The 24383-nt window shown below is 46.1% G+C and carries 21 protein-coding genes; 6 read left to right on the top strand and 15 right to left on the bottom strand.

Going from position 1 to position 24383, the window contains the following annotated elements; genetic code table 11:
* Positions 1–51: 51 nt before the first annotated feature.
* A complete protein-coding gene (locus AZI87_RS03285; protein WP_063204990.1) occupies positions 52–615 on the top strand; it encodes a hypothetical protein in 564 nt (187 codons plus the stop codon).
* Here AZI87_RS03285 and coaE read toward each other — a convergent pair.
* Positions 612–1223 (bottom strand): dephospho-CoA kinase, encoded by a 612-nt coding sequence (gene coaE / locus AZI87_RS03290; protein ID WP_063204991.1) that lies wholly within the window; start codon positions 1221–1223, stop codon positions 612–614. The two genes, AZI87_RS03285 and coaE, sit on opposite strands and share 4 nt — an antisense overlap.
* Before the next feature lie 65 nt (positions 1224–1288).
* Between coaE and AZI87_RS03295 the strand changes: the two genes are divergently transcribed.
* The 4 genes from AZI87_RS03295 to AZI87_RS03310 are packed head-to-tail and all read left to right on the top strand — an operon-like array spanning position 1289 to position 6670.
* The gene (locus tag AZI87_RS03295) at positions 1289–3238 is read left to right on the top strand and encodes a serine/threonine-protein kinase (RefSeq protein ID WP_063204992.1); all 1950 of its coding nucleotides are present in this window, start codon (positions 1289–1291) and stop codon (positions 3236–3238) included.
* Positions 3239–3278: 40 nt separating this feature from the next.
* Entirely contained in the window at positions 3279–5060 is a 1782-nt protein-coding gene (locus AZI87_RS03300) for an AMP-dependent synthetase/ligase (RefSeq protein WP_063204993.1), read from the top strand.
* 8 nt (positions 5061–5068) lie between these two features.
* Positions 5069–6232, top strand: a complete 1164-nt coding sequence (locus AZI87_RS03305; RefSeq protein ID WP_063204994.1) for an MFS transporter — start codon at positions 5069–5071, stop codon at positions 6230–6232.
* Positions 6233–6244: 12 nt separating this feature from the next.
* Positions 6245–6670 carry a hypothetical protein gene (locus AZI87_RS03310; RefSeq protein ID WP_063204995.1) on the top strand — a complete coding sequence of 142 codons (426 nt, stop codon included), beginning with the start codon at positions 6245–6247 and terminating at the stop codon, positions 6668–6670.
* 195 nt (positions 6671–6865) lie between these two features.
* Here AZI87_RS03310 and AZI87_RS03315 read toward each other — a convergent pair whose 3' ends face one another.
* The 14 genes from AZI87_RS03315 to AZI87_RS03380 all read right to left on the bottom strand — a co-directional run bounded on the left by AZI87_RS03315 (position 6866) and on the right by AZI87_RS03380 (position 23515).
* Entirely contained in the window at positions 6866–8077 is a 1212-nt protein-coding gene (locus tag AZI87_RS03315; RefSeq protein ID WP_063204996.1) for a hypothetical protein, read from the bottom strand.
* A gap of 161 nt (positions 8078–8238) precedes the next feature.
* Positions 8239–9408, bottom strand: coding sequence for a hypothetical protein (locus AZI87_RS03320; protein ID WP_253696394.1), 1170 nt, complete (start codon positions 9406–9408; stop codon positions 8239–8241).
* Positions 9409–9548: 140 nt separating this feature from the next.
* Positions 9549–12392, bottom strand: a complete 2844-nt coding sequence (locus tag AZI87_RS03325) for a tail fiber domain-containing protein (RefSeq protein WP_063204998.1) — start codon at positions 12390–12392, stop codon at positions 9549–9551.
* Positions 12389–12952, bottom strand: a complete 564-nt coding sequence (locus AZI87_RS03330) for a hypothetical protein (protein WP_253696396.1) — start codon at positions 12950–12952, stop codon at positions 12389–12391. The genes AZI87_RS03325 and AZI87_RS03330 overlap by 4 nt, the downstream gene beginning before the upstream one ends.
* Before the next feature lie 72 nt (positions 12953–13024).
* Positions 13025–14122 (bottom strand): DUF3419 family protein, encoded by a 1098-nt coding sequence (locus tag AZI87_RS03335; protein ID WP_063204999.1) that lies wholly within the window; start codon positions 14120–14122, stop codon positions 13025–13027.
* Positions 14123–14131: 9 nt separating this feature from the next.
* Positions 14132–15193 carry a hypothetical protein gene (locus AZI87_RS03340; RefSeq protein WP_063205000.1) on the bottom strand — a complete coding sequence of 354 codons (1062 nt, stop codon included), beginning with the start codon at positions 15191–15193 and terminating at the stop codon, positions 14132–14134.
* A complete protein-coding gene (locus tag AZI87_RS03345) occupies positions 15193–15891 on the bottom strand; it encodes an outer membrane lipoprotein-sorting protein (protein WP_063205001.1) in 699 nt (232 codons plus the stop codon). Before AZI87_RS03345 ends, AZI87_RS03340 begins: the two co-directional genes overlap by 1 nt.
* Before the next feature lie 8 nt (positions 15892–15899).
* Positions 15900–18032: a dehydrogenase gene (locus AZI87_RS03350; protein ID WP_063205002.1), complete on the bottom strand. Its 2133-nt coding sequence runs from the start codon at positions 18030–18032 to the stop codon at positions 15900–15902.
* Positions 18001–19026 (bottom strand): SDR family oxidoreductase, encoded by a 1026-nt coding sequence (locus AZI87_RS03355; protein WP_063205003.1) that lies wholly within the window; start codon positions 19024–19026, stop codon positions 18001–18003. Before AZI87_RS03355 ends, AZI87_RS03350 begins: the two co-directional genes overlap by 32 nt.
* Positions 19027–19045: 19 nt before the next feature.
* Positions 19046–20044, bottom strand: coding sequence for a diacylglycerol/lipid kinase family protein (locus AZI87_RS03360; RefSeq protein WP_063205004.1), 999 nt, complete (start codon positions 20042–20044; stop codon positions 19046–19048).
* Positions 20045–20342: 298 nt separating this feature from the next.
* Positions 20343–21551, bottom strand: coding sequence for an ABC transporter permease (locus tag AZI87_RS03365; RefSeq protein WP_063205005.1), 1209 nt, complete (start codon positions 21549–21551; stop codon positions 20343–20345).
* Positions 21551–22231, bottom strand: coding sequence for an ABC transporter ATP-binding protein (locus AZI87_RS03370; protein WP_063205006.1), 681 nt, complete (start codon positions 22229–22231; stop codon positions 21551–21553). The genes AZI87_RS03365 and AZI87_RS03370 overlap by 1 nt, the downstream gene beginning before the upstream one ends.
* Positions 22232–22243: 12 nt before the next feature.
* On the bottom strand, positions 22244–22987 hold the full coding sequence (locus AZI87_RS03375) for a hypothetical protein (protein WP_063205007.1): 744 nt from the start codon (positions 22985–22987) through the stop codon (positions 22244–22246).
* Positions 22988–22993: 6 nt separating this feature from the next.
* Entirely contained in the window at positions 22994–23515 is a 522-nt protein-coding gene (locus AZI87_RS03380; RefSeq protein ID WP_253696398.1) for a hypothetical protein, read from the bottom strand.
* A gap of 284 nt (positions 23516–23799) precedes the next feature.
* Here AZI87_RS03380 and AZI87_RS03385 point away from each other — a divergent pair, with 284 nt between their 5' ends.
* Complete coding sequence (locus AZI87_RS03385; protein WP_063205008.1) at positions 23800–24351, top strand: hypothetical protein; 552 nt, start codon at positions 23800–23802, stop codon at positions 24349–24351.
* Positions 24352–24383: the final 32 nt, after the last annotated feature.

Below are 24383 nucleotides of genomic sequence, written 5' to 3' on the forward strand. Positions count from 1 at the left end.
TGCCTCCAAATTTGTTAACAATGATTGTAGTCCTAAATTATACTTTGTCTTATGCGAGTTATTCTTTCTCTCCTTTTTTTGACCTTGGTCTTGAGCGTCTCTGTCTCTCAGGCAGCGCCGCAAACAACGACGACTTTAGAAACTCAACCCTTAAGTGGGGAAGATGATCCGTTGTTGGCAACACGAGATCCTGAGGCGCGTGCTTCCATCCCAACATTTTTGTTAGGAACATATTTGGGATTTGAAGGTGGAAACTACTTAGAAAGTGATGAGTGGGATCAGGGACCTTTTTTATCTGTCCGTTTTATCCCCGTCCAAGATGACTCTATCTATTGGGATTACGAAGTCGCGGTGAACACGGCAAACTTCGTAGGTTTGGGAGCCGGTTATCGCTGGTACTGCTGCCCTGATGACAGATTCAACCCTTATCTTCGCGCTTCCGCGAATCTGTATTTAGAAGGCGCCGATGAAATTGCAGGCCTGGTGGAAATTCGCCGCTGGCGCGCGCGGGCCTCTGTGGGCATGGGTGAGACTTTCAATGCTGAATTCGGAGTCGGTGCTGCCGTCACGGGGCCAGATTTATTTGCTCAGTTTGGTTATCAATTCGCGTTTTAAGCTTTCTCGGTTTTTAAGGTTTCTAACCACGCCAGCAACCTTTCGATTTCTTTCAAGAGGTGCTGTTCGTCCCGATTGTTATGCAAAATAAAATCGGCCTGCTGCTCTTTAAACTGAATAGGGATCTGCGAAGCGATGCGCATATCAATTTCATCATCCGTCCAATTCTGACGACGACGTAAACGCTCTTTTTGTTGTCCTTTTGTGCATGACACGACGACGACCGCATCGAACTGATCTTGTGCCTTGGTTTCGAAAAGCAATGGGATGTCGTACACCGCGACGGGATGATTCATATCTTCAAGAAGTCGACGACGGCGACGAGTTTCCTCTCGAATCAAAGGATGTAAGATAGATTCAAGACGATGCAAAAGCTCAGGATGACCGAAAACATGCTGTCCTAATTTGCGACGATCCAAAGATCCATCCGGTAAAAGGAAGTCTTGGCCAAAGACATCAATCACAGACTTCAGTCCAGGTGATCCGGACTTCACGACCTCTTTGGCAATTTCGTCCGCATCTACAACTGGAATAGAATGATCTTTAAGCGCACGGCTTACAGTGCTCTTACCGCAAGCTATACCTCCGGTCAGTCCTATCCATTTCATAGACAATTCTCCTTAAGGATTAGTTTTATTTTACCGATAGACCTCACAAAGGGGAATCAGTTTTCATGTCTCAAGCCGTAGAGCAGTTTGGTAAGTACATCCTTCTTGAGCGTCTCGCCGCAGGCGGTATGGCGGAAGTGTACCTATCTAAGTCAACGGGTGCCGTGGGCGTCAACAAGTTTGTCGCTATTAAACGTATTCTTCCCCAATATTCCGACCATCAAGAATTTATTGAGATGTTTAAAGAAGAGGCGAAGATCGCCGTGAACTTGAATCACGGGAACGTCGTCTCTATTTACGACTTCGGGGTTGAAAGAAGTCAGTTCTTCCTGGTGATGGAATACGTCGAAGGCCGAAACCTTCGCCAAATTCTGAATGAACTAAAAAAGTCCAACACGCAATTCACTATCGAGCAAATCGTCTACATGATGAAAGAGGTTGCGGCGGGATTGGATCACGCTCACCGTTGCCTTGACGGCACAACGGGCAAACCTTTGAACATCGTTCACCGTGACATGAGTCCGCAAAACATCATGGTGAGCTTCGAAGGCGAAGTTAAAATCATCGATTTCGGTATCGCTAAAGCAGAAACTCAATTGGAAGCAACAAAAGCTGGAACCCTCAAAGGGAAATACGGCTACATGAGTCCAGAGCAAGCCGACGGTCAATCCATCGACACGCGCACGGATATTTTCTCTTTGGGTATCGTTCTGTGGGAACTGTTGGCGAATGACCGCCTTTTCACTTCAAACAGTGAAGCGGCGATTCTTCGTAAGATTCGTGAGTGTCAGGTTCCTTCTATTCGTAAGATCAATCCTTCTGTTCCTCCGGAATTAGAAAGAATTGTTAATAAGGCTCTCGCAAAAGATAAAAGCCTTCGCTATCAAACAGCTGCGGCCTTGCACCGTGACTTAAACCGTTTCCTAAATACGCAGTATCCGGAGTTTTCTCCGCATGACTTCAGCGTGTTCATGAAAAATGCGTTCTCGGCGGCCTTCCTAGAGCAACGCCGTAAACTTGTTGAGTTTGCAAAAATCCAGGCGACAAACCCGGATGATAAAACCGTGGTCACGCAGACGGACATGCGCACACAAGCTCGTGCGATTCCTCAAGCGGCCCCGCCGATTGCTGACGAAGCCGAAGAAAAATTAAATATTGATACTTCGACAGATATTCGTGTGAATCTTGATAATCTGAAGACACCACCTAAACCGGCGATGCCTTCAGCGGGTCAAACGAACACAAACATCACACAAACTCGTACTTCCGCAACAGGAACTTATGCTTCTGGCACAGGAACCATGACTCGCACACCATCAGCGATTTCACAAGGTGGCACTCGCACTTCGATTCCAAGATCGGCCTCTTCGTCTTCTATGGAGGACATGACAGGTCTTGTGATGAAGGCCGTGATTGGCTTGGTTGTGGTTGTGGGCGGCTGGTGGGTTTATAATAACTTCGTTGCTAAGAAGACTCCGAAAGCTCCTGCGGTGAGCGGTACTGTGACCGCACCGAATACTCCGAATACCGCTGCGAACGGTGGCACACAGCAGTTAGACATGGCCGCGACGTCTCCGGAATACACTGTGACTATTTACAGCAGTCCAGATCGTGCGCGTGTTGTGATTGATGGTGTTGATACAGGAGAATTCACTCCCGCTCGTAAAACGGTGAAAGCCAATACTCCATTCAGCCTTCGTTTGGTGAAAGAGGGCTACACAGATTTAGTGACAACGATCACCCCGACTTACGAAGCTTATTCTTTTAACGGCACTTTACAAAGACTTCCTCGTGTCGCATCCGTGATTATTAACATCGTCAACGGTGGAGCGAATCCAGAGCTTCGCATTGCCGGAGTTCCTGTTAATATTAAACCCACAGGTGATGCCTACTTGATTCAAGCGGAAGTGGGAGTAAAAATCCAAGCCCTCAACAAAACAACAGGGCTTTCTGCTGAGACCACTGTCACAGTGCCAGCAGACCAACGTAAAATTTTAGACTTGTATTTGAAGTAATCCCCTTCGTTATACATTGGGCAGCTAGGGAGTTTTCATCATGACGAAGCCAACCACTTTGGGCCATTCTATTCTTTCCATGCGCAACAGAAACCCTGCGCACGTGGCCGTGAAATTTAAAACTAACAACACTTGGCAGTCTAAAACCTGGGCCGAATACTATCGCGATATTGAAAATGTCGGTGCCGCTTTACTTTCCTTGGGAATTAAAGAAGGTGATCGCGTAGCTATTATGGCGAACACCCGTTATGAATGGTCCGTCATGGATTTAGCGATCTTTGGCATCAAAGCTATCACCGTTCCTATCTATCAAAATAATACCGCCGAAGATGTGGAATACATTCTTAATAATTGCGGAGCTAAAGTTTTGGTTTGCGAAAGTCGCGGGCCTTTAAAAACTTTCGAATCCGTGAAACACAATTGTCCCAAGGTTGAAAAACTGATTGTGTTTGAAAACACCTGCCCGAATCCCGATGCCATTACATGGAATCGCGTGCATCAAATGGGTGAAAGTCATTTGAAGAAACATGCGGATAGTTATCGTCGTCTGTGCGAAACAATTAAACCAGAAGACACCGCAACCATTCTTTACACTTCAGGAACCACCGGGCGACCTAAAGGCGTGATCCTGACTCACCTTCAAGCGTTTAGCGAAGTTTCAGAGGCTTTCCCTTACTGTGGCGCGAATGAAAAAGATATTTCTTTGAGCTTTCTTCCTTACGCCCACATCTTAGGTCGCATTGAACACTGGGGTCATCTGTATATTGGTTTCACGATGGCCTTTGCCGAAAGCTTAGAAAAGATTCGCGGGAATTTAACGGAAATCCGTCCTACGATTTTGGTTTCAGTACCGCGTATCTTTGAAAAAATCTATGCGGCAATTTGGGCGCAAGTTCAAACGCAACCCTTGAAAATGAAAGTGTTCTCGTGGGCCCTAGAAATTGGTCGTCAAGTTGGCGAGCACAAACTGAGCGGTCAGATTCTTCCCTTGGACTTATTAGTTAAGTACGAGCTGGCCCGCAAGCTGGTTTTAGGAAAAATCACAGACGCCTTCGGGGGCCGCTTGCGCTTTGCGATCAGTGGTGGAGCTCCGATTTCCAAAGACATCGCTCTGTTCTTTCATTCTGCTGGAATCCTGGTTTTAGAAGGCTATGGCTTAACAGAAACGACGGCCGCTATCACCGTGAATACTCCTTTTAACTATCGCTTTGGTTCTGTAGGTCGTCCAATTGGCGAAGTGAAGCTGAAGATCGCTGAAGACGGCGAGATTTTAGTGAAAAGTGATAAGGTCATGAAAGAGTACTACAACAATCCGGAAGCCACGAAAGAGGTCTTTACGGACGGTTGGTTCCACACGGGCGACATTGGTGAAATTCTTCCAGGTGGTGATCTTAAGATCACGGATCGCAAAAAAGATTTGATCAAGACTGCGGGCGGTAAATACGTGGCTCCTCAGAAACTGGATGGTCTTTTGAAATTGTCTCCTTACGTTGCTCACGTACATGTTCACGGAGATCAAAAGAAGTATATCGTAGCGCTATTAACTTTGGATCGACCTTCGGTTGAGAATTTGGCGAAAGAAAAGAACATCAGTTATACCGACTGGAATTCTTTGGTCGCCTCCCCTTTTGTACAAGAAATTGCACGTAAGGCCGTGGCCGATGCCAATTCACAATTGGCTAGCTATGAGGCCATAAAAAAGTATGCAGTTCTTCCCAACGAGTTTACTATCGAGGGTGGTGAATTAACGCCGTCTTTAAAAGTAAAACGTAAAGTCTTAGATCAAAAATTCAAGGATAAGATCGAGGAACTTTACTCATAGGGAGACCTGTGACTCTTGTCCCTCTGTTTCTTGTCGTCTTTGTAGATATTCTGGGAATGATGATGATCATTCCCCTTCTGCCATTCTTTGCGATGAAGATGGGGGCCTCTGTCTTCGAGACCGGTCTTATCACCGCCGCCTATGCTGTCATGCAAATTCTTTTTAGTCCCGTTCTTGGCAGGCTTTCAGACCGTTATGGCCGTAAGAAACTCTTGCTGCTGAGTCAGGTGTTTTTGGCAGCGGGATTCTTTCTTTTAGCTTCCTCCAGCAGTGTGACGATGGTGTTTATGGCACGCATTCTCTCGGGAGTGGGCGCTGGCAATTTATCTTTAGTGCAAGCTATGATCGCTGACTCCACTCGGGAAGAGGAGCGCACCCGCGCTTTTGGATTGTTCGGCGCTATCGTAGGATTGGGTCTTACGATCGGCCCGGCTTTAACAGGAATTTTTGCCAAAATTGACTGGACAGTTCCTATCTACGTGAGTTTTTCGCTCGCTTGTTTGAGTTTTCTTTTATGTGCGACATTGCTTCCGAACAAAATGCCGGCGACTGTCGCCAGGAAATCAATCAAAGAAACTTTGCGCAGTTTCTGGAAAACAACCGGCACGCGCCAGTGCTATTTACAATTCCTGCTTTTCTTCTGTTCGTTTGCTTTTCTTGTATCCGGTTTGGGTCTGATTATGGAAAGCCGGTTCTTCACTTCAGAGGGACGTCGCTATGGGCCTTCTGAGATCGGCTATCTTTTTGGAGTTCTGGGAGTGATCGGGATTGTTGTTCAAGGGCTACTTCTTCCTCGTTTAGAAAAAACTTTTGGCAATCACAATCTGACTTTGTCGGGATTCCTTTTAACCATCCTGGGATATTTGGGTGTAGGCTTCTTTCACAATGTCTATTTTTTCTTTTTTGCCTGCGGACTTTTCGGAATTGGGAATTCTTTGATACGTCCGACAATCACCAGTCGGCTGACAAAGTCTTTGCACAACTCAGATGAAGGCATGGCCTTGGGGTTTTCCAGTTCTCTGCAGTCGTTCGCCCATGTGATCTGTCCTCCCCTTGGCGCATTCCTAATTCAACATCACTGGGTTCCCCAATTAGGTGTACTGATGGCCCTTCTTTCTTTGATGGGTTACGTCATTGGGTTGCGAAATCAAGACACCGTTTCGACCCTGTGATAGCCTTTTTCTATGCTTCCTAAAAGACACCCCGTTCATATATTTGTTTGGATTGCCGTTGTGATCGGCATTGCACTTTTTCTGCGGGCTTCGGTTCAACATTCTGCTCATGTCTTCACGAACATCTTTGTTTTCTTATTGAACCTGTTTATCTGGCTTGCCGTTTTGAACTTGAATTATCTGACTCAGAAGTTTGCATTTAAAAAAATCGTTTGGATTTTACTTTTCATGCAGGCACTTACGATCTTTTCAGCCTATCATATGACCCAGCAAGTACTGCTTTTTGGATTGATCGCAAGTTTAAGCCTGAATCTGCTCGCTTACTTCGTGTATATGGCGAATGAGAAAAAGGTCGCAACAGTTGTGGTTCTTGCATCGCTGGCTTTTTTGGTCAGTCTTCTGACAACGCCGTTAGAATTTTGGCTGACGGCGGGATAGTTCTTTTTGTTATTACCCCAAGCTGATACTTTTACTTCCACGGTGGAAGTAAGCGTGAACGTCATGCTAGTTCCCGATTCAACTATACGGTCGTTCAATGTTTTCCAAGCTCAGAGCGATTCAGATTTAACATTCATTCCAAAAAAAAAAGCGCAGTTCAAACTGCGCTTTTTTCTTCACCTTTTTAAATGCGAATTACAACTTCAGCTGTCCCGCTTCGAAAAGATCCAGACCTTTCATGATCTGTCTCATTTGATCGCTGAACACTGTGGACTTCGTGTCATCCAAATCAACGGTCTTACAAGGAACCGCGCCGACAACAGCTTTAAGCACGTTACATTTCACGATTGTCGCGCAAGTCGTATTACCACAAGCCACCGGCGTTCCGCTGAAGAAATTCATTGTGCGGTTAGACTCGTAAGCTTTGGCTTCAATCGCTTCACGGCATGCATTGCGTTTTTTGCTACTCTTATCCACCGGGCACATCCAGTCGACAACCGCGTTAATCATCTCTTGGCGAGAAGACTGTTTTGAAAGTGGCGTCACGGACGGGCTTAGCAATGTATAGTGAATCAATGCTTGAGGGATCAAGCTTTCCACCGGTGAAAACACCTTATAAAAACCCAAACCTTTGCTGAATCTTCCAAAATCATCGTAATAAGCCGTATTCACAGGACGAAGACGAAGGCACTTACGAGTTCCGCAATCAAGACTTTCGCGGATCACACTCGTTGTTTGACCTATACGAGAAAGGTTTTCTGGGAAAGAACCAGGGTTGTGCTCGTACCACTGACCATCACTCATCGGTTCATGAAAGTCTGAAGACGTCATACTTCCAAACACAGGACGACGCCACAATTTCGCACCCGTTGGTGCCAACAACCAGCCCGAGTTGCAAGAGTTGAATACCACAATCGCGTTCGGAGCTAAAAGACTGCCGATTTGCGCGAACTCTTCGTCTTCGTGATTGATACGATCGCGCTTATCTTGCAGGCGGAACCCATTGTACGTGTTCGCGTGTCCGAAGAATTGCAGAGAGCTGATCGGCGCATTTAAGTACCTCATAGCCAAAATGAGACGGCTCTTAACAAGCTCATCTTTATCAGACTTACGGAAGCCGAAGCCCGCATTAGCAAGCATAGAACGCTCGGCTTCGAAGTATTCATTCACCGGGCTGATGATGACACGTTGACGCTCTGGAAAGCGATCTCGTGAGACTTTAGCTGCCAATATAGCGGTCTTCAGAAACTGATTGCCTTGGTCTGCACCGAAACCAGCTACGAACACGTCTGTCGGTACGCCCGCACGAATGGTAGCAGGCTCAGAGGCAATAAAGTAGGCGTGTGCTTTTGGGGTAGCGATTCCTGAAAGGCACAGGAAAGCTCCAAGAATAAATTTGAAATTCATACGACCTCACTTCGTGATCTAAAAAGTGAGGCATTAACTATCATATGTTTGGGAACATCTAAAGAACCGGTGACAAAGTCCGCCACCGCGATGAAAGATCTTCAAAGCCAAAAAGAAAGTGTCTAGAGACTAGACACTTTCTCGAGTGAAAAGCTTATAAATTACGGCAATAAAACGATTTGCGAGCTGATGACCTTGCGACCGTCTTTATCGATCGAGATCGCTTGTGCTAAGTAGTAGATACCGTGAACAAGCCCATCTAAGTTCACTGTGTGATCCGTCACTAAGTTCGCATCCACCGGAGTATAAATCTCTTCACCTGTATACACGTTCAGAATTCTCAACTGGCTGTTTGCAGGAACATTGGTCTTCCAAGTTAAAACCGCCGTTGGAGCCGCCGCAGAGACAACGACGAAATCAGACAATGCTAAGTCCACTTGCGGTTCTTCAGGGGGACATGGGTTCGTTGTTTGCGCAGGCATTTTGTAATTTGCCGCCGCAATTGTAGACCAACCCAATTGCTCTAAGAATTTCACCGGCAACAATTTCTTACCGTTATCAGGATTGTAGAAGTACTTGTTCGACGCCACACCACACAATGGATTGCTGTTCTGTTTCTTCCAAGTATGTGCTTTTTTATGATGCTTCCAGATCATCACGTTGGCGATGTGATAGCGAGGCCCTTGGTAATAAAGGATCTTAATAGGGAGCTCTGTTTCTTTCTTCATTTCCACCGTGCGGAAAGCGCAACCCATGCGTGTCGAATGGTCTCCATCGTTGTTGATGATTTCATTCCACTGATTATTCTCTTTCACAAACACACGAGAACCGTCGTCAGACAACGTTGCAATTTCGTAGTGACCTTCTTTATCTTTGTCAGAAAGTTTGAGGACAGAAGTGTATTCGATAGCAAAGTTCTCAATCAGCTTATTGCCTTGAGCATCCACCAAGAATTCACCATTCACGTTTTTAAAACCCGCCGTAAATGGCGACGTAGGAACATTCACGTCAGCAAAGTAAAGCTTGGCATCGAGCTTTAAACCTTTGTTGTAATAGTCCATCACCCCTGAAATCTTTTGACCCATCTCTGGAGTTCTTAGAATCAGCTTTCCCAATAATCCACTTTCGGGTGTCGTCCCCGCACTTTGAGAAAGCGGAGTACACACGGTGTTTGCTGGATCTTCAAAGGTTACATTTTCAAGGGGCTTCGAAGCCGGTGCTCTATTAACGCCCGAAAAGGAGCATTTAATTTTTTTAAGGTGCCCACGCTCATAGCGGATGTCTTTTTTAAGCCAGCCCGCCTCGGCCGAAAAGGATAATAGCAATGCCATTACTATCAGTGATTTTCCCATTACACGTACCTCTTGGTTTTTCCTATATCTATAAGTTTAACAAATAAGGAAAAATCATGGAGATAAAATGATGATGCTGTTTGAAGATGAGATGACTCCGTCTACGACTGAGACGGAAATTAGAGGCCTAACTTCTGTTTGATCAATTCGAGATCTTTTTTCAGAGCCGCATTTTCTTTTTCTAAGTTCTGCATGCGCTCTTCGTTTACGACTTTGGCTTCTTCTAAAGATGCGATCTTACGCTCGAGTGCCACGATCTGTGATTCCTGCGCTTTGCACATGCCGTAAAGTTCGTGAGTGCTTTCGATCAGTGGTGCGACGAGTTTGGAGTACGCAACCGATTTGTATCCATCAATGTCCGTGTTCACAGCCTCTGGATAAACGGATTCAACTTCTTGGGCAATCACGCCAATGTCTCGCGCGTCCGAAAAATTCCTGTCAGGGAAAGCTTCTTTATCCCAGTTATAGGAAACACCACGGAGTTGAAGAACCTTGGTGAGGGCCCCATTTAAAATACTAATATTCTTTTTGAAACGACGGTCTGATGTCGACGTCCAAGCGGACGTGCCTCCCGCGGCACCGTTGACGTAGAGCTTGTTTGACGTCGCGCCGACATGATTGATCACCACTCCACCGTCTGGATTCATAGAAAGTACAGGTCCTCCCGAAATTCCGTCATGCCTGAACGATAAAGCCCCGGGCGAACCATACGTCCCGCCTGCACTGCCAACTTGATAGACGCTCCAGCCTCCTCCCGCACTCTGCGACCAGAGTCTCACGCCAGTACCAGCCGTATTCGATGCAGTTCCTACAACAGCTAGAGGCGTGATTGCGGAATCATCGGTTACATGGAGTTTATAAGCCGGAGCCCCTGCGCCTATTCCGACTTTACCGTCATTTGCAACACGCAATCCATAAATAGGAGTCGTTCCTCCATTAGGATTCACTACTAAATCAAGCCCCATCCCTTGCGCAGAAGCAGAATGATTTTCTGTCGCGTAAATTCTCACACCCGCGTACCCAACTGGATCAATAGCATTACGACCATAGAATACACTGATGCCCTCGTTTGCCAACGGATGCAGAGGGACTGCGCGAGTCCCACGTGCAGTATATCCGTAGAATGCAGAGTAATGAGTGGCCGTGTTAGATACCGTCGTAGAAGAGATGATAGAAGAGGCACCTTCATCAAGTACATCCAGCGTTGTTTGCGGGTCAGTTCTACCTATTCCGACAAGCCCAGAAGGAGTAATTGTTACCTTCGTGCCACCCGCAGTTTCCAAATTCAGCGGATAGCTGTCATTAGTTCCAAGCGTAACCGCAGAAGCAAAAGAGTTTCCATCCTTAACAATAGCTCCTGTATTTCCAATATTCGCACACGTCGCCATGCCGGTCGCATCAAACGAAACTAGTTGGCCAACTGTACAACTAAAACCATTGATTGCGGATCCCGATCCGTTAGCGATCAAAAGTCTATTTGCAGGTAACGAAGCAGCGCCTGTTCCCCCTTGAGTGACAGGCAAAGTTCCAGTCACATCGGCAAAACTCATCATCACCGGTGACCAGTTTGTTCCATTGTATTTTAAAAACTGTCCGTTACTAGGCGTTGTTGCTGCGATATCACGTCCTTGCAGCTTCACCACTGTCGGGTTCGGATAAGTGCCCGATAAATCCCCGCCGGCAGTCCCCGTGGCGCCGGTAGATATGCCAGAGCTTAAAAGCTCCCAGCTGGAACCACTATCACGATAAATTTTTTGCGTGTCCGTCGTCACGTAAAGGCGACCCGCCGTTCCCGCGGTTGGTTTTCCTGTATCTGTACCCGATTGAATACTCGGAGTGCTGCCCGCGTTTCTCACTGCATCGGTGATACCGTAGCCAGCTAAAGATGTCGGCGTCCCGCCGGTGATTTGGGACCACGGAAGACCCGGAATGTCCGTCGCAGTTAAACTTCCACCTGAAGTCACGCGCCCTTTTCCGTCGACTGTCACCTTGGAATAAGTTCCGGCAGTTCCCACTGAGCTCAAAGTTAAAATACCGTTTGTTGCCAATGAGGCGTCACCACTTAATGGCACCGCCATCGCCTTATTACTGCCATCACCTACAAATATATTTCCGGCAGGCAGGGTCCCTGAAAGTTTATTATTAAACGTATTCCAATCACCCATACTCAGGTAACCACTTTCGGTTCCACTGGCCTGAGCAATGGAGATCTGCGGAGTCGTCGTCGGAGTCGTCACACTCAAGGGAGCGGTTGCAGCCACGTTCGTGACCGTTCCCGTGCCTCCACCGCCTGTTGCAGAGATCGTAATTGAACCCGCTCCGCTTGTGATATTGATACCTGTTCCCGCAGTCAAAACCCCGGGCTGATAAACCGAACCATTTCCTATCAAGATGCTTCCGTTTGCCGGTGCCGTGGTCGGGAAAATATTTAGAATAGAATCCAGAGTTGTATAACGAGCAAAAAGGCTATCCACATTCGCTTGAGTCGTTGTCGCGTTGACATTCACAAAATCAGACGCCTGCTTATCTCCCAAACGCTGTGCTTGAATCGCGTAAGGAACAGAAGTGATTGTCACATCAGGAGTTAAAACTGTCGCTCCGACGGTAATACGCAAAGAACGAGATGAGGAGTTGCCGGCAGCTACAGATGATGAACCTTCGCAGTTCACCGTTCCACTTTGCGCAAAAACACGCTCTAAAGTATTCGACGTTGAGTCGGACCTATTTCCCGTTCCCACGATCACGCTGAACTGCCCCACAGAACCGGGAGTCACCGTTTGCGTTTCACGATATAAAACACAAGATCCACTTTGCAAAATTTCAAAGGTCACTGTTTGTGCTGTCGTGATGGGAGTGTCCGTTGCATCCGTCAAAATACCTTCATACGTCAACATCGGCCCCGGGCCGGTTGCCGCCACGGCTTGAACACTTAAAGAAAGAAGAAGCGCTAAGATCGACTTCATTGAGTGATCCTTCCGCGAATCTTATATCCCCCGCCTGAAGCCACATGCTGATCTTGCGCGCGCACACGACCACGTAAATGCAAGCCCGTTCCGGTTTGCACCTGTGATCCAGCTAAAATCTCGTGAGACATAGGCGAAGACGGAACGTATTTCACATTGACGGTGCGATAGATGAAATCACCCACGCGTGGTTGGGCGCGGAACTTCACCGACACGGTATCCCCATTCGCGAAAGTCATCGAACTCCAAGGAGCTTTTGCGTCAGAAAGGGTGATTTCGAATTTTCCGTTTTCGCAGGAGTTCTTCGCCGTCGCTTGGTAATCCGCAGGATTTAACCACGTCGTACCACCATCAAAACTCATTTGCACTTGGCCTACAAAAGCGGAGCACTCTGCCTGCAAAGCCACGGAATTCATGCTCGCAGTGATCACATGATTGTTGGTGAAATTGAAGCCATCAATAGAACGTAAGATAGAGACCGTTGGATTCGTATCCGTACAGCCCGCCACCAAAAGAAAGAGGCTCAAAATGTTGATCTTACTGACGTTCCAATTTTTCATCGACCCCTCATTTATCGGTAAAAACGAGGGGAAGCTTTAAGTTTCAAACTGAAACGATCTCGGAATGAAACACTATTTTTTACGGAAAATATGAAACTGATAGACCCCAGTGCCGTCTTTGCTTTGGGCCCAAAGATTACGATCAGACAATGGCTCCCAATTTTTCGTATCAATGGCTGTCGGCGCTCTCATAAACGAGCGAATGACCATCTGACTTTGGCTTCGAGTCTCAGGTGAAAGCTTTTGTAAAATCTGATTGGCGTCAAGCTCTGACAGATAAGAAATCGTGTCTGACAAAGAGATAAAATCATAAGCATGCTTAGGAAGCTCTTCCAAAAGATTCCCGTGAAGATAACGGACTTGTGTACTGGACTTTTTGACAGTCTCTACGGTTTCAAAGTGTGCTTCTAACGGCAAACCTTCCTCATAAGCAATTCGGCCTAAAAACAGAATTTGCATGAAGTAGTTTTTACGAACCAACTGAGTCCTGAAAATACGATCGAACTCTTCCATAATAAATTGAGAAGGCGCGCGCTGCTCTGTTCTATGCTCGGACTTCCCGCTGAAATGTCCCTTGTATAAGAACTTATTGAAAACATACTCGCTGGCAGCGACTTTGATAAAACTATTCCAACGGATTTTCGGCCAATGTTTTTCATAAAGCTCGATTTGTTCTTCCAAGCTTTGCGCCGCAAAAACTTTGCTGAAATCGCATTGCAATACTTCGCGAAAAAGATATCCCAGTTTTTGGAAGTGCGACTCCCAACGTCCCAGCAAGATGAAACCTCTGGGCTTCCAGCCCGACACACGTTCGTTCCAATATTTTTTTGCGTCCTCTGACAAGGTCAGCTTTTTATAAAGGGCTTCACGATCGTCGCCTTTATCACTCCCCGCCTGCAAAGCTCCACGATATCCCATAAAGAAAAGATACTCTTCATATGTTAATGTCTTCATGGCTTGTAAACGCAATTCACAAAGATAAAGCTGACTGACCGACATGTCGATCACATCCAAATACTTCGGATTTTTCGCCATCAAAGGCAAACAGCGAGCCCCAGAGCCGGCGATACTGAACACTCTTTCCACTGCATTTGGCAGAAGATCATATTCAATACGCGTGTCTTCATTGGACAAGGTGTAATTCAAATCAGAGAAATATTCTTTTGCCATGAAAGCTCCTTAAAACGCTAAATTGCCACTTAATTCTAAACGTAAACCAACCACGGTGCCACCGGTGATCTCTTCATAAATCTTATATAGACCACTGACGCCCGCATAATTCTGCACAAAGCCTGACACCGTAAAATAATCCGTAATATTGTAACCGTAACTAAAACTTCCAAAATTGCTTTCCGCATCCGGATTATAGAATGCTTGAAGCTGCACATCGTGACGGTTCGGGTTCCACTGTCCCGTCAGATAATAAGAGGTTTCGTAGGCTAAGCCGTTCGTCACTAAAGTTTCATATCGACTGACTTGAGTCAGCAAGATCCAGTTCCCCCAAAAGATATCACAACCCAATGTCGCAAACTTTCGGTCTTGTTGATTTTCCAACGCCTTACGATCGTGAACGTATCCCAATTCAAATTTCGGAACAGCGTTTTCAAACGCATAGTTTCCCGTGACGCCATAGTGATCGGTGGTAAGGACTTGCGCCGTTAAAGCCGAAAATGCAAAGTTCCCCCAGTTCCACTTCACGCGCCCACCGAAGCTGGTGTTCTCTTCGACATCGGGTTGAGGAATAGGTACAGGATAATAAGACTCAGCAAGCTCCCCCACACCCACAAACTCCAAAGAGTAAGTTTCCCGCGCATACGAAAAAACAACTCCGGTGGAATGAGTGAGCTGGTCGGCCAAGGGATCAAAGAACAAGCGGTTCCATCGGCGTCCCGTCCACACATCCAAGGAGGGAACAGTCCAACTTTCGCTCCAACGCAAAGCCTGACGTCCTACCCGCACATAAAAAGAATCGAGGTTGAATTCAAAGTAAGCTTCTTGCAGATACCCATGGGAAGGTGATCTGCGCACGAAAGCCTGATCTTCATTTCCTTCAAATTCGCCAAAGCCTTCGACGAAAATTCCAAAAGGCCCGACCGTCGAGTTCAGCTTCCCTTTGACGATCAGGCGGTTGGCTAACTCTTCTTCCGTGCCTTGAATATACTCATAGCGAGGCGCGACCGTGAGGTCCGCCATCGCGACGGCTGAATTTAAAAGAAGGATCAGAAGAAGGCCAAATCTCACTACTTCATGCTTTCCATGTTACGAACGGTAAAAAAGGATTCACCGAAAGTCTTTTTACCCATGGCAAGAATGCGCACGAAGCTGACTTGTTTATTTGTATCTTCGATTTTCAAAGTCGTCGGGCGAGTCGCGCCGGCGATACTTTTGTAGTCTTCAAAAAAGGCTCTTTTCAGAACGGTTTTTCCGTTCAATCCCAGATATTCCGCACGTAATGGTTCGAAGTTCCCTTTTTTCAACCAAAGACGAATCCACGCATAAGTCAGATTGTCTTTGTTACCTTTAAGAAGAAGCTGCACTTCTTTACCGTTGTCGGCTTCTTTCGTCACATCGTAATCGCCGTACCAGCGCGTGCGCGAGATATCGCCATTAGAAACTTGGCCTGAAAGTTTTTGCGCTAAGGACAAGCGCATCGAGCGCTTCAAGTTAGGAACATAAGCGTGGAAGTCCCGATCCAACATCAACATATTGCGACCCTTGTCCCGAGCCGGTTCCTTAGTAACGATCAAGGTCTTATCTTGCCCCTGCAAAAAAACTTGGAATACAGAATTGTTTTCCGGAGTCTCTACACGGATTTTCATTTCATAGGACTCTGCGGGATTGCGAATATTATCGGCCTTTTTTACCCACTCTGCGGGATTTTCTTCCGCTACCGCATAAACTGCAAATACAAAGGTGCACAAGGCTAAAAGTGTCTTCATGACATCTCCTATTTATTTCTTTTTGAAAGAGCCAGTTGTCGTGTGAGCTCAATTTCCTTATCCGTGATAATTCCTGTATGACCTTGAATCGCCGCCAATTGAACTCCGTGGCGACGGGCCATTCTATAGATCTGCTTAACTTTATTCCACTCAATATCGCGGCCCATAGTAAAAGCCTCGAATTGTCCTTCCAAAGTCAGCAACGCCGTTTCCGCTAAGCACGCATAAACCGCTTTACCTGGAAGTCCCATATCAAAATCAATTTCCACCGGGCCCGGCAAAATCACTTCGCCCGATTCGATGATTAAAACATCCGGTCTTTTCTTCGCGTCTTCAATGTCAAAATCCAAAGGGCGAGAACAATCACAAACCACCGCGCCCGGTTTTAGCAACATGACGTCCACGATTTTGTGATCAAACGCGGAAGTCGCCGTCACAAGAACATCCGCCTGTGGAGCAAGCTCGTTGGCATCTGTAGCAATTGTGATTTCACAATCTGGAGCCATTTTCTGAATCGTCTCTTTCAGTTCTTGCAGACGATTCATACGTGGCGCAACCAGGCACAATTTCTTAAATACCAATGAAAGAAGTTTTGCAGAAACTTGCCCAATAGAACCCGTGGCACCAATCACCATCGCCATGCCGTCAACCATGCCTGTTTGCGGATCTTGATTCAAAAGACGCATTTTCTTAACGACGTCATTTAATGCCCACAGCGTTGCTGAAGCACTTAAACTATTTCCCGTCGTTACGGGAATGGGACTGTTCTGATTGATGGTGATACCTTGATCGCCCACGATCTTCGTGTAAGCGCCAAGGCCGATCATTTTTGCACCGCGATTGGCGGCATCGTAACAGATGCCTTCGATCTTGCGGTACACGACTTCGGGATCCGTATTCTTCAAAACTTTCGGAGTCGCCGGCAAAGCATAAATAATACCATTGATCTCTTTACCCGATTCTTCGCTGATAACATGTTTCACGTGACCATGAACGAAAGGTGGAACCTTCGATGCCATTTTATCAAATGAATCATTCCACTCTTTCGGCATGTACTTCAAAGCCGAAAGTCCCGGCACACGCATAAAGTCACTATGAGAAAGAGCATGAATGACAAACGCGAAGTCCGGTTCTTTTTCACTTAAAATTTTATTCTTAACGACGTTGATGCCTTTAGAGATCTTGGCTTGGGTGGATGTATTGCGAGTCATGACATACTTGCGCGCCACTTGACGGATTTCTGTATCTTCCGTCATCAATTGTTCCCACTCTTCAATACTTAAAGGCGCAGTGCGGTTGTGCACCAATCGCAAAGTCGCATCCAAAACCGAATAGTTCATGTAAGGATGAACGCGGTAATTTTCTGGAAACAGATTAATAATGCTGCGAGGATTGTACTTCTTCACTTCAGCTTCCATCAAAGGATGCGAAGACCAGATGACCAGATCTTTTCCGCGTACAAACTCTGTCGCTGCCGAATCAAACAGCAGTAAAAATGGAAGATCGCAGAAAACGTACTGAACATTTTCAACTTGCGCCGCTAAAGAAGAGCGACTCATTTTTTGCAACTTCGTTTCTGCCAAAGGAGTATTGTTACGAAGATCCTTGAAGTTTGCGACATTCAAAACCAGCTTTGAAAGTGTCATCAAACCCGGAAAAGGTTGAATCAACCAAGGCACACCTAAAAGAGAATAAGCATCACCAATATAAACGGACTTGCGATAGCGATGACGGATGTACTCTTCCAATTCGGCACAGAAGACCGCAGATGGAAAAAAGATGCCGCCTTCAGGTTGAATCTTCCCGGACTCAATATTTTTAACTAAGGAATTGATGTTCGCAATTTCACGAAGTCCCGTCCCGTCGCACAAAGGTACCGGCGAAGGAATCCCCATGATTTCTAAATACTGGCGATGAACATAGCTTTTTTGCTCAAGCTTGATCACCGGAGGCAGACTGGTTAAAGCAAAGGCATCCACTTGATTACGAAGCGTTTCAATCAGACGGCGCACACCATCCACAGAGAAATTCACACTGAAGCGCTGAACCTCAAAGTGACTGCCATTGAATTCAAATTCATAAGCCGCATCCCAGTGCGGTCGGCCGAAACTAATTTCGGCGATTCGATACGAATGCTTCATACCCGCTCCAAAATGCTTGTTCATACTCTTTAAACTCAGGACACCAAGAAGGACCTAAAACTTTGCGAGTCGCTTCGGTGTCGTAAGTTGGAAAATTCATAAGATAGAAAAGTTCTTCTTCAGGAAAACGCGCCACCAAACTTGAAACCTTCATCATCAAAGGTTTTGGCACTTTGCTGACAAGACTAATGCCCTTATTGGGGATTGCTAAACGCTTTAAAGTGGCCGTATAAAGCTCTTTCGCTGTTAAGCCATATGTTGGCGTGACGTGAAAGCTCTTATAACCTTCTGGCTTTTCGGTTAAGGCCCATTCGCAGAATTTCACAATAGCTTCCGCAGCTTTATCTACCGGAACGATTGGCATTTTCACCGACTCATTTCCTGGCAATGGCAACGCCGTCGGAAGTGATTCAATCAAGGGACGGATTTTTTTAAAAGATTCTGGAGCATGATAAGGTCCGTCGATACGCTCGATGCGACCTTTCTGAGTATCACCGACAAGAACACCCAAACGCAGGTTGATACGTGATTTTATATTCTTCACCGGCCAGTTGTGTAAAACCTGCTCGCCCAACGCTTTCGAATCTGAATAAGCATCAGGGAAGGCTTTTGAAAAATTAAGATCGTAAGGCTTCACCGTCGAAAGCGTCGAATTGATGGCCGCAGCCACTGTGCTCGTATTGATGAAGTACGGAATTTCTAAAGCTTCAGCGACTTTAAGTGCAATACCCATCGCCGAAATATTATGTTGAAAACAATCAACATAAGATCCCTTCAGGTCGTAAAGCCCTGCCATGTGCACAATAATGGAATATTTTTTCGAACGAAGACTTTCGAAGTTAAGATCCGCGTTCCAGTGAGTCAGGTCCCCCTGGACTTCTGTCTGGCCCGAACGAGACAAGACGTCCACTTCGAATTTTTCACGAAGAAGTGGAACGACCAATTTTCCGAGAAAGCCAGTGCCCCCGGTGACGAGGATACGAGGTCTGCTCACGGAGCCTCCAGAAATATCATTATTGTCGGACCATGATAGGAAGTCCGCGATGCAAGCAGCGGATTGAAATTTCCTGCACGTCCTTAAGAAGAATCTCGCCATCCCCAAAGAAAGTCAAAGAACGGCGGGGGTTCTGGCTCTTTAGTCTGAACTCTCTGAGTTCGAAAGACTTAAAAGCATTAAATTTTTCTAAATTACCTTTACGGATTCTTAAAGCCGCCATGGCATGTTGCTGAGCGGTTGTTGTTTCAGATAAAAGCAAATTCACAGTTCCATCGGTATTGGATGTATAAGGAGCCGGTAAAAAGCTTGCACCGATGCTTTGTTGATTGCTGACTAAAACAATTGGAGAATTTGTCTCGACGTTCACCTTGCCCGGGATTTCAATTTCTAGTCCCCAACCGTCAGGATTCCAAGTGCGAATCGCTTCGGCGGTCATCATTGAATAAACTCCAGGTCCCATCTTTTTCACAGCGTAATAACTTTTCTCTGCAAGATAACGGAAGGCTTTCGCTGATTTCGGACACGTCGAAAGAGTGCGAAGGTGATTTCTAAATTTATTTGCAAGCTCTGCTGCCACAGCCGGGAGTCCTAAGCCTCCGTTCGTTAACATGTAAGCTTTTTGTTCCGGTGAGCTGACTTCGATAACATCAATATTCTTAACAACACCTTCAAAGATATTGCGAACAGCGCGATCAATGCGATGAGAAACGCCGATTTCATGCGCCAAATCGTTAGCCGTACCGGAGCGTACAATCGTGATCGGTGGAATTTTACTTAAGTCTTCATACTTCATTAAACACTGAAGCGCGACATTGATAGTGCCATCACCGCCACAAATAATGATGGCGTTGGTTTTATGAGTCATCTCGTCATTAAGGAAATCCGCCATCTCCGTCAGCGTCTGCGGACGGCTGAAACGAAGGTCACAGCGAAACAATGCTTCGCGTACTTTCGCTTCAATCAGATCTGCATTCACAGACCCGGCTTTGGAATTTACCAGAACGGATACTCTCATAAAATTTAGTCCTCGGTGGAACACAAAAGCAATTCTTATACCTAAGGTTCTTCCGGATCATGAGCGCTAAAATAGAATTGGCACTCTAGAAGATGACCAAAAACGTCACTTTGGCACCGTTGTACAGAGACTGGACACAATAAGCAAGAGTCAGGATGTCACTGACTCATATATCAAAGACATGGACACTGTGTACCCACATTTGAAAGACGTAATGAAAAAATCAGAGAAAATTCAGAATAAAAAATCCCGCGAGATCATCGCGGGATTTACTTCTGCCATATCTTTATTAAAAATTCTAAGTCGAGCGCAGAAGTTCCGGGATCGACTTCTTCAGAAGTTTCACCGTCGGATAAAGGCTTGCTAACACCGTTGCAATCATCGGCAATAACAGAGCCTGCACATAGTGCGGAGCCATAATATCTAAATACACGATAAACTGACGCGTGATTCCCGGTGCCGGTGGCATGGGAATTCCTCCGCGCAACAAAGTTTTATCCACTAGCACCGCTAAACAAATGCCTAAGAATCCACCCAATATTCCTAACAAACTGTTTTCGATCAACAGAATACGGAAAAGGCGCGAGCGCTTTTCACCGTTGGCACGAAGGGCCCCCATTTCTCCAGCTCTTTCTAAAAGACCGACAGAAATCACATTAAAAATACCCATAGCGACGATTACCAGAATAATAGAACGGATAAAAGCAAACTGCGCATTTAAGAAATCAACCGAGTTCTGATAATAGTTTTTGTCTAAGATTTCAAAAGGAATGGCTTCAACATTGGAGTTTGCATCGTGGATATCTTTTTCAACCTGAGGCCAGGCCTCCACCCCTTTTGTTGCTAAAGAAAACATCTCAATGCGATTTGTATCTAAAAGCTGATGCGCTTGTTTCAGATCCACACGGTAAAAAGAATCGTCGATCACTTTTTTTCCGGTAAAAAAGATGCCGGCAACTTTGAGATCCGCACCATTTAACTGATTATTCACGGTTTGAGTCAAAAGCGTGACCGTGTCACCGACTTTGGCGTCTAAACTTTCCGCCAACCCCTTACCCAAGATCACTTCATCGACACTTTGTAAATTTCCGCCAGAAATAAAATTCATGTCAGTGAAAAACGCGTTTTCTCTTTCGGGGATCACACCTTCGCCTTTACCGCCCAGAGTGATCCCCCCCTTCACGATAAAAGAATAAAAAGAAACGCGCGGGAAAACTTGAGTCACCGCAGATGAAGAACGGATTTGTTTTTCAATCTCTTCTGGATTTTCAAACCAGGCCTTCCAGGGAGTTTCATGCACTTTACCGAAATAATTTTTCGGAAACACTTGTCCATAGCCGTAATAGCCGTGAATAACGTTTTCACGATATTGATTCATCACACCCGAATTAAAACCTTGATAAATCAAAAGGCCCGCCGCCCCCAAAGCGACCGTGCAAAGACTGGCTAAAGTTCTGCGGGGATTTCTAAAAAGATTGCGCCAAGCAATTTTAATCAGCTCAAACATTAGCGGCTCTCCTGGATGCGACCATCTTTCATCGGATAAACAGACTTAGCAAAACTCACTAGATGCGAATCATGCGTGGAAAAAATGAAGCTGGTATTTTCTGTTTTTTGCAGCTCTTTGAAGGCATTGATGGTTTTTTCCGCGGTCACAGAATCCAGATTCGCGGTAGGTTCATCGGCCAAGACAACGACCGGTTTTTTCGCAATAGCCCGTGCAATAGCCACACGTTGACGTTGTCCACCGGAAAGCTCTAAGGGTCTTTTCTTCGCGTGGTCCGCAAGTCCTAACAGATCCAATGTCTCCATCGCCGTCTTTTGTGCTTCGGCGTGATTGTAACCTAACGAAGGAAGGAAATAAGATGTGTTTTCTAAGACCGTCAACGTAGGAATCAAATAAAACGATTGAAAGATAAACCCAACTTTATGCAAACGAACTTGTTCTTTTTCGCTTTCATCCAGGCGAGTCACGTCTTCGCCCGCAAATTCAATGTGACCGTTGGAAGGAGTATCAATCAGGCCTAAAAGATTCAGCAATGTCGTCTTACCAGTCCCACTGGGGCCGACGATACAAGTGAAACATCCTTTTTCCAGCTCAAGATCAATCCCTTTTAGAACAGGAACCTGTTGTTTATTCCAAAGATAAGAGTACTCAAGCCCACGAAGACGATACAGTGCACTCATGCTGGTGATTCCTTACATGTAAAAGCGAAAACCCAAAGAGATAAATCCACCGGAAAAATCCAACTCGCGCTGCTCCCCAGCGGTGTTTAGAACCGCGTCTCCACTGCTTTTCGCACCAGAAAACGTCGTGACATCTTTCGAGTATTTTAAGTTATCAATTTTAAGCTGACGATAGCCGAACTCGACAAGAATAGTTGTCGTGTCTGACAAATTACCTTCATACCCCAAAGAGGCTTGCAAAGAAGTTCCGGAACCTTTGGACTCGGCCGTATGATCAGCCACACCAGGAAAGGCCGTCTGACCATCCGCTGTTAAAGTGTAGGCATTTTTCATCGTGACGTTGGCAAGGCCTGCCGTTGCTGAGATAAAGGAGCGATACGCCGCCGTACTTTGCAAATTAACCTCGACGCCCACCTTTGGAACATACCCAAGAATCTGACTGTTGGCAGAATACAAATCGGCAGTTCCGTTATTCGCGTTCGAATCCAGCGCAGAAGGTTTTAAAATTTCAAAACCAAAGCGGAAGTTGAGATAACGAACGGAATAAAGAAAACCAAATTCACCGGAGTAGTTGTAATTCACTCCCCCGCTGTAGTTGATACTCGAGCTGGCTTCGCCATCCAACCCTTCCGTCCCGATAGCCGAGCCTCCCCCTGAAACCAGGAAGTAGGCAGCGAAAGTCTCTTTTTGAATATTGAACACTCGTGCTTGAGCCGTGCTCGTTAAAAGCAAAAGCGGTAAGAGCCAGAACTTCATCACGGTCTATTCCGTAATCAGATCGATAACGACTTTGCTTGTCGTCTTATTGCCTGCTACCTGATACACGCGCACTTTTGTATCTTTCTTGAGATCCAAAGTCAGATTCAAAGAGCTGTCGATTGGATCAAGACTCATCGATGTTTTTGTTACGGCCATTGAGTTTTTCATCAATCCCGATAGACGAGTTTGATCGATGTTCGCATTCGGCATCTGTGAAAAATCAATCACCAAGCGCGAAGGATTCTTTTTCAGTTCGGCAAAATAATAACCTGGAAGTCCCTTGATCGTACCCCCATTCAAATCGCCGATATCCATCACGATGCGTTCTACTTTTTTCTTTGTATCCGCCGTGCGACGAACATCTATCAAAGTGAACCCCGTACCGGCGACTCCGCCGAAACTCACTCCTTGACCTTGAAGAATTTTAGAAACTGGTTTTGCCTTTGGCGCAGGAACCGCCGCAACTGCAGGTACGGCCAACATAACGGCCCAAGAGAAAGCAAAAACACATCCGATGTTTTTCATGATCGACTCCTTTCGATGCTCACCTAAAAGAGTAAAAGAAGACCCCTCCCCTGCCAACCCTAAAACTAAAAGGCACCTGCTTTTTAAAAGTGCCTGCTTCTTTTCTGTCATGCGGAGCAGTACAAAAAAGAAGCAGGCACCTTTGGGCGCTGGGTGCCCATTTTGGGCACCTGGATTGGAAATTTTGCGACTGGATTCGAATATATCCCAGCTGGAGAAATTCTCATAAGGCACCAAACTTGAACCTTAGGTCACTGTTGAAAGAACTATTTAAGGAGCCACTTATGAAAAAGTTGGTTTATTTTGTCTTTGCTCTGTTCCTCGCAGCCTGCCAGCCGGGCGATGATGGTGGTGCGGGGACTACAACAGTAGTAACGCCGTTGAACACAGGCTGTTTAACGGGACAAGCCTATTGCAACAATACGGTGTATTCACAGTACTACGGATTTATTCCTTATCCGGGCATGTTCAACTACGCGTACAACTACACAAATTATTTTAACCAATATGGTTTCTGCGGTTGCCCGGCAGGGTATTCTGCAACTTACAACGGAAGCTTCGGCTTAGGTTGTATTCATAATGATCTGATCAACCCTTACTACAACACTCTTTACTACTGGCAGTGGGGTTACACTTGGGGCTACACGACTGCAGCTCCACAAACGACGATCAATATTCCACAAATCTCAAACGTACCGGGAGCAAGTAATAGTGCCAGCGCCTGCAGAAATAAATTAACTCAGAGCTGCCTATTGGATCAGGGAAACACTTGCGGCGCAGGGGCGACGTGCCGCCAAGTGATCTACGGATCAAATCTTGGAGTATGTACTTACTAGAGCGAGTGCGGCACTCCTCGACCGTTTTTACG

Origin of the sequence: Bdellovibrio bacteriovorus, from assembly GCF_001592745.1 — a bacterium.
Lineage (GTDB): Bacteria > Bdellovibrionota > Bdellovibrionia > Bdellovibrionales > Bdellovibrionaceae > Bdellovibrio > Bdellovibrio bacteriovorus_B.